The organism is Streptomyces sp. NPDC032745 (assembly GCF_055579465.1).
The window spans coordinates 1-5,428 of the sequence record NZ_JBVING010000037.1 but is presented as its reverse complement, the minus strand read 5'-3'; the positions used below and the strand labels follow the sequence as shown (position 1 = coordinate 5,428).

1 protein-coding gene is annotated in these 5,428 nt (G+C 71.1%); it reads left to right on the top strand.

The genetic code is table 11. The annotated features are described in order from the left end of the window. The coding region (locus tag ACZ5WG_RS40730; RefSeq protein WP_468729694.1) for an amino acid adenylation domain-containing protein at window positions 1–5,428 on the top strand (5,428 nt) is incomplete at both ends.

Below are 5,428 nucleotides of genomic sequence, written 5' to 3'. Positions count from 1 at the left end.
TTGTTGCGGGGTCCGGGTTGCCGGAGCGGGTGGACGCGGGGCTCGCGGCGTATGTGATCTACACCTCTGGTTCCACCGGCCGCCCCAAAGGCGTCATCGTCACCCACCAGGGCGTCGGAGCCCTCGTCGACACCCACCGGGAACGGCTCACCGTCGGACCGGGATCCCGCATCCTGCAATTCGCGTCGACGACGTTCGACGCGTCCCTTTCCGAACTCTTCACCGCCCTGCTCACCGGCGCCGCACTCGTCCTCACACCAGAGCGCCTCATCGGTGGCGAGGCCCTCACCTCGGCCATCACGGACACCGGCGTCACCCATGCCATCCTGCCGCCCGCCGTCCTCGCCGCCATGCCCGGTGAACACGACCTGCCGGCCGGGCTGACGCTGATCACCGCCGGCGAAGCCTGCCCTCCCGAAGTCGTGGAGCGCTGGGCGCCCGGACGCACTCTCGTCAACGCCTACGGGCCCACCGAGACGACGATCTGCGCCACGATCAGCGCTCCCCTGTCCGGCGACGCCGCACCCCCCATCGGTACCCCGGTCGACAACAGCGACACCTACGTCCTGGACGGCTGGCTGCGCCCCGTCCCCGACGGCTTCCCCGGCGAGCTGTACGTCACCGGCAGAAGCCTCGCCCGTGGCTACCAGGGGCGCCCGGACCTCACGGCGGAACGCTTCGTGGCCTGCCCGTTCGGACGGCCCGGCACCCGCATGTACCGCACCGGCGACCTCGTCACGCGCGACGCCGACGGCACGCTCCGGTTCACCGGCCGCGCCGACGACCAGATCAAGATCCGCGGCTACCGTGTGGAGCCGGGCGAGATCCAGGCCGTGCTCGCCGAGGCTCCGCAGGTCGCACAGGCCGCCGTCATCCTGCGCGAGGACCGGCCGGGCGACCCCCGGCTCGTCGCCTACGCTGTACCCGCCGCCGGCGAAACCATCGACCCGCACGCCCTCCTGGGGGAACTCGGCCGCAGGCTGCCTGATTACTGCGTGCCCTCGGTCCTCGTCGCGCTGCCCGCGTTCCCGCTCAACGCCAACGGGAAGATCGACCGCGCCGCGCTGCCCCGGCCCGACCACGAGGGGACGCCGACCGCCGGCCCCCGCCGTTCCGCGCGCACTCCGCAGGAGGAAATCCTCTGCGGACTCTTCGCCGATGTCCTCGGCCTGGAGAGTGTCGGCATCGACGACCCCTTCTTCGAGCTGGGCGGCCACTCGCTGCTCGCCACCAAGCTCGTCTCCCGCGTCCGATCCGTCCTCGGCACCGAACTCGCCGTCCGGACCGTCTTCGAGGCGCCGACCGTCGCGCAGCTTGCACGCGCCCTCTCCGGCTCCCGTGCCGGCGGCCGGCCCCTGCTCACGTCCGGACCGCGCCCGGACCGGATCCCGCTCTCCCACGGGCAGCGCCGGCTGTGGTTCCTCAACCAGCTCCACGGAACCTCCGCGCTCTACAACATGCCCCTCGCCCTGCGCCTGCGCGGTGACCTCGACCCGCAGGCCCTGCAGGACGCGCTGACCGATGTGGCGGACCGTCATGAATCGCTGCGGACGATCTACGCGGAGGCCGACGGGACACCCCACCAGATCGTCCTGGATCGTGCCGCCATCCCCCTGGCCCTGCGCGACGCCGACGAGGACGCCCTGCGTACCCTCGTGGCCGCCGAGATGGCCCGCGGCTTCGATCTGGCCTCGGAACCGCCCCTGAGGGCGACCCTGTTCCGCATCGGCCCGCGCGATCACGTCCTCGTCCTGGTCCTCCACCACATCGCCGGTGACGGCTGGTCCCTCTCACCGCTGGGCCGGGACTTCTCGGCCGCCTACGCCGCCCGCCGCGCGGGCGGCGCCCCGCAGTGGACGCCCCTGCTGCTCCAGTACGCCGACTACGCCCTGTGGCAGCGGAACGCCCTCGGCTCCGAAGACGAGCCCGGCAACGAGCTCGCACGCCAGCGGGACTACTGGACAACCGCGCTCGCCGGCCTACCCGACCAGCTCGAACTCCCCCTCACCCGGCCGCGCCCCGCCGTGGCGGGCGAGCGTGGCGGACGCGCCCCCTTCCGGCTCGACGCCGCACTGCGCGCCCGGCTGACCCGGCTCGGCCTCGACCATCAGGCCTCGCTCTTCATGGTGGTCCAGGCTGCCCTGGTGGCCTTCCTGCACCGGATGGGCGCGGGCGAGGACATTCCGCTGGGCACGGCCATCGCCGGCCGCACCGACGACGCCCTCGACGACCTCGTCGGCTTCTTCGTCAACACGCTGGTGCTGCGCACCGACGCCTCGGGAGACCCCACCTTCCGGGAGCTGCTGGCCCGGGTGCGGTCCGCGGACCTGGCCGCCTACGCACACCAGGACCTGCCCTTCGAGTACCTCGTCGAGACGCTCAACCCGGTGCGCTCGGCCGCCCGCCACCCCCTGTTCCAGGTCATGCTGACCTTCCACAACAACAGGGAAGCCGTCGCCGACCTCCAAGGCCTGCGCGTTGAAGACATCACGGAGTCGGGTGGCATCGCGAAGTTCGACCTGACCTTCGACCTCTCCGCGGACGGCGAAGGCTGCGGCATCGAATACCGAGCGGACCTCTTCACGCACAAGGAGGCGGAGCAGCTCGTCGAACGGTTCGTGCGGGTACTCGAAGCAGTCACCGCCGATCCCGATCGCCGCTTGGGGACCATCGAAGTCCTCAGTCCGCAGGAGCTCGGCGAGCTGACGCCCACCGAGCCCGTCCGCATCCGGTCCGTCACCTCGACCCTGGCCACCCTGTACGAGGAGCAGGCTGCACGCACTCCCGACGCCATCGCCGTCACCGGCGACGGGAGCGTGCTGACGTACGCCGAGCTCAACGCTCGCGCGAATCGATTGGCGCGCCTGCTGATCCGGCGGGGCGCGGGCCCCGAGCGCTGCGTGGCGGTGTCCATGGAACGGAGTCCCGACCTGATCGTCGCCGTCCTCGCCGTGCTGAAATCGGGTGCGGCCTACGTGCCGCTGGACCCGGGCCAGCCGCGTGAGCGCCTCGCGCACGTGCTGCGCGAGACCCGGCCGGTCGCCCTCGTCACGGACACCGATACCCCTGCCGGACCGGACGACGACGGCGTCCAGGGTGCCGCCGGAGCGCCCGCGGTGCTCTGCCCCGACGACGCCGACGGGTTCGCGGCGACGGACCTGGCGGAACACGAACGGCCCGCACCCGGCAGCCCCGAACACGCCGCCTACATCATCCACACCTCCGGCTCGACCGGCCGCCCCAAGGGCGTCCTCGTCACCCACGCCGCGGTGGCCCGCCTCATCAGCACCACCAGCGAGCGCTTCGGGTTCGGACCCGCGGACGCATGGACCCTCTTCCACTCCGTCGCGTTCGACGTCTCCGTCTGGGAGATGTGGGGCGCGCTGCTGCACGGCGGGCGCCTGGTCCTGGTACCGCGCTGGGTGACTCGCTCGCCCGAGGACTTCCTGCGCCTGCTCGTCCGCGAGCAGGTCACCGTCCTCAGCCAGACTCCCTCCGCCTTCTACGAACTCGTCGAAGCAGAGCGCGACCAGACCGAACCCGCCGAACTCGCCCTGCGTCACGTGGTCTTCGGTGGCGAGGCGCTCGACCCCGGCCGGCTCACCGGCTGGCACGAACGCCACCCCGGTGTCCGGCTGGTCAACATGTACGGAATCACCGAAACCACCGTGCACGCGACCGAGACCGAGGTCCAGCCCGACCAGCCCGGCAGCCCCATCGGAGCGCCCCTGCCCGACCTGCGGATCTTCGTCCTCGACGAGCGACTCCGCCCGGTCCCGCCCGGCGTCCGGGGAGAGATCTACGTCGCCGGCCCGGGGCTGGCCCGAGGGTACTACCGCGCTCCGGACTTGACCGGCGAGCGGTTCGTCGCCTGCCCGTACGGCCCCCCGGGAACACGCATGTACCGGTCCGGGGACCTTGCCCGCCGTACTGCTGAGGGCGGACTCGAGTATCTGGGCCGGTCCGACGACCAGGTGAAGATACGCGGCTTCCGCATCGAACTCGGGGAGATCGAATCCCGGTTGGCCCAACACGAACAGGTGGCCAACACAGCGGTCCTCGTACGGGAGGACCGTTCGGGGGACCGCCGCATCGTCGCGTACGTGGCCCCCCGCGGCTCCCTCGACATCGCGGAGCTGCGGGAACACCTGGCAGCCCGCCTGCCGCAGTACATGCTCCCCGCGGCATTCGTCGTCCGCGAAGACCTTTCCCTCACGGCCAACGGAAAGCTGGACCGCAAGGCCCTGCCCACCCCCGAGTTCGTCCACGCACCACACCGCCGGAGCCCCCGCACGCCCCGGGAAGAGGTCATCTGCCAGATCTTCGGCGACATCCTGGGCGTCCCCGAAGTCGGCGTCGACGAGAACTTCTTCGAACTGGGCGGGCACTCACTCCTCGCGACCCGCCTGGCCGGCCGCATACGCTCGGCACTGGGCGTCGAACTCGCCGTCCGCGACTTCTTCGAGCAGCCCACCGCAGCCGGCATTGCAGGCCTTCTCAACGGCGCCACAGCCGCCCGGCCCCCGCTCAAGGCCGGTGCGCCGGCAGAACGGATACCCCTGTCCTTCGCGCAGCAGGGTCTGTGGTTCCAGCACCGGCTCGAGGGCCCCAGCGCCACCTACAACATGCCGGCCGCAATGCGCCTCTCCGGACCCCTGGACGTCGACGCACTGCGCACGGCCCTCACCGACATCGTGACCCGGCACGAACCGCTGCGCACCCTCATCGCCGAGGACGCCTACGGGGTTCACCAGGTGACCGACACGGAAGCCGTCCCGGCATTCCGTCTCACCACCTGCACCGAGGAAGAACTCCCGGCGAAACTGTCCGAGGCGGCCCGCTACGCATTCGACCTCGACCGTGAACCTCCCCTGCGCGCAGACCTGTTCCAGCTCCCCAACGGCGACCACATCCTCCTGTTGCTGATCCACCACATTGCCGCCGACGGATGGTCACTCCCCGTGCTGGCCCGCGACCTGGGCACGGCCTACGCGGCACGGGCCGAAGCCGGCACACCGGACTGGACTCCACTCCCCGTGCGCTACGCGGACTACACGGTGTGGCAGCGGGAGGTGCTCGGCTCGGAGGCGGATCCGCAGAGCCAGATCTCGAAGCAACTGGCCTATTGGATGGGCGCTCTGGCCGATCTCCCGACGGAGCTGAGCCTCCCGCTGGACCGTCCGCGTTCCAAGGCGCTGACCAACTCCGGGGACGCCGTCACTGTCGACCTGCCGCACGAGCTGTACCTCCGGCTGAACGCACTGGCGAGGGACAGCAACGCCTCGCTCTTCATGGTGTTGCAGGCTGCCCTGGCGACCCTGCTGTCCCGCTTGGGCGCCGGTGAGGACATCCCGATCGGTACGCCGATCGCGGGCCGTACGGACGAGGCGACCGACGACCTGGTCGGGTTCTTCCTGAACACCCTCGT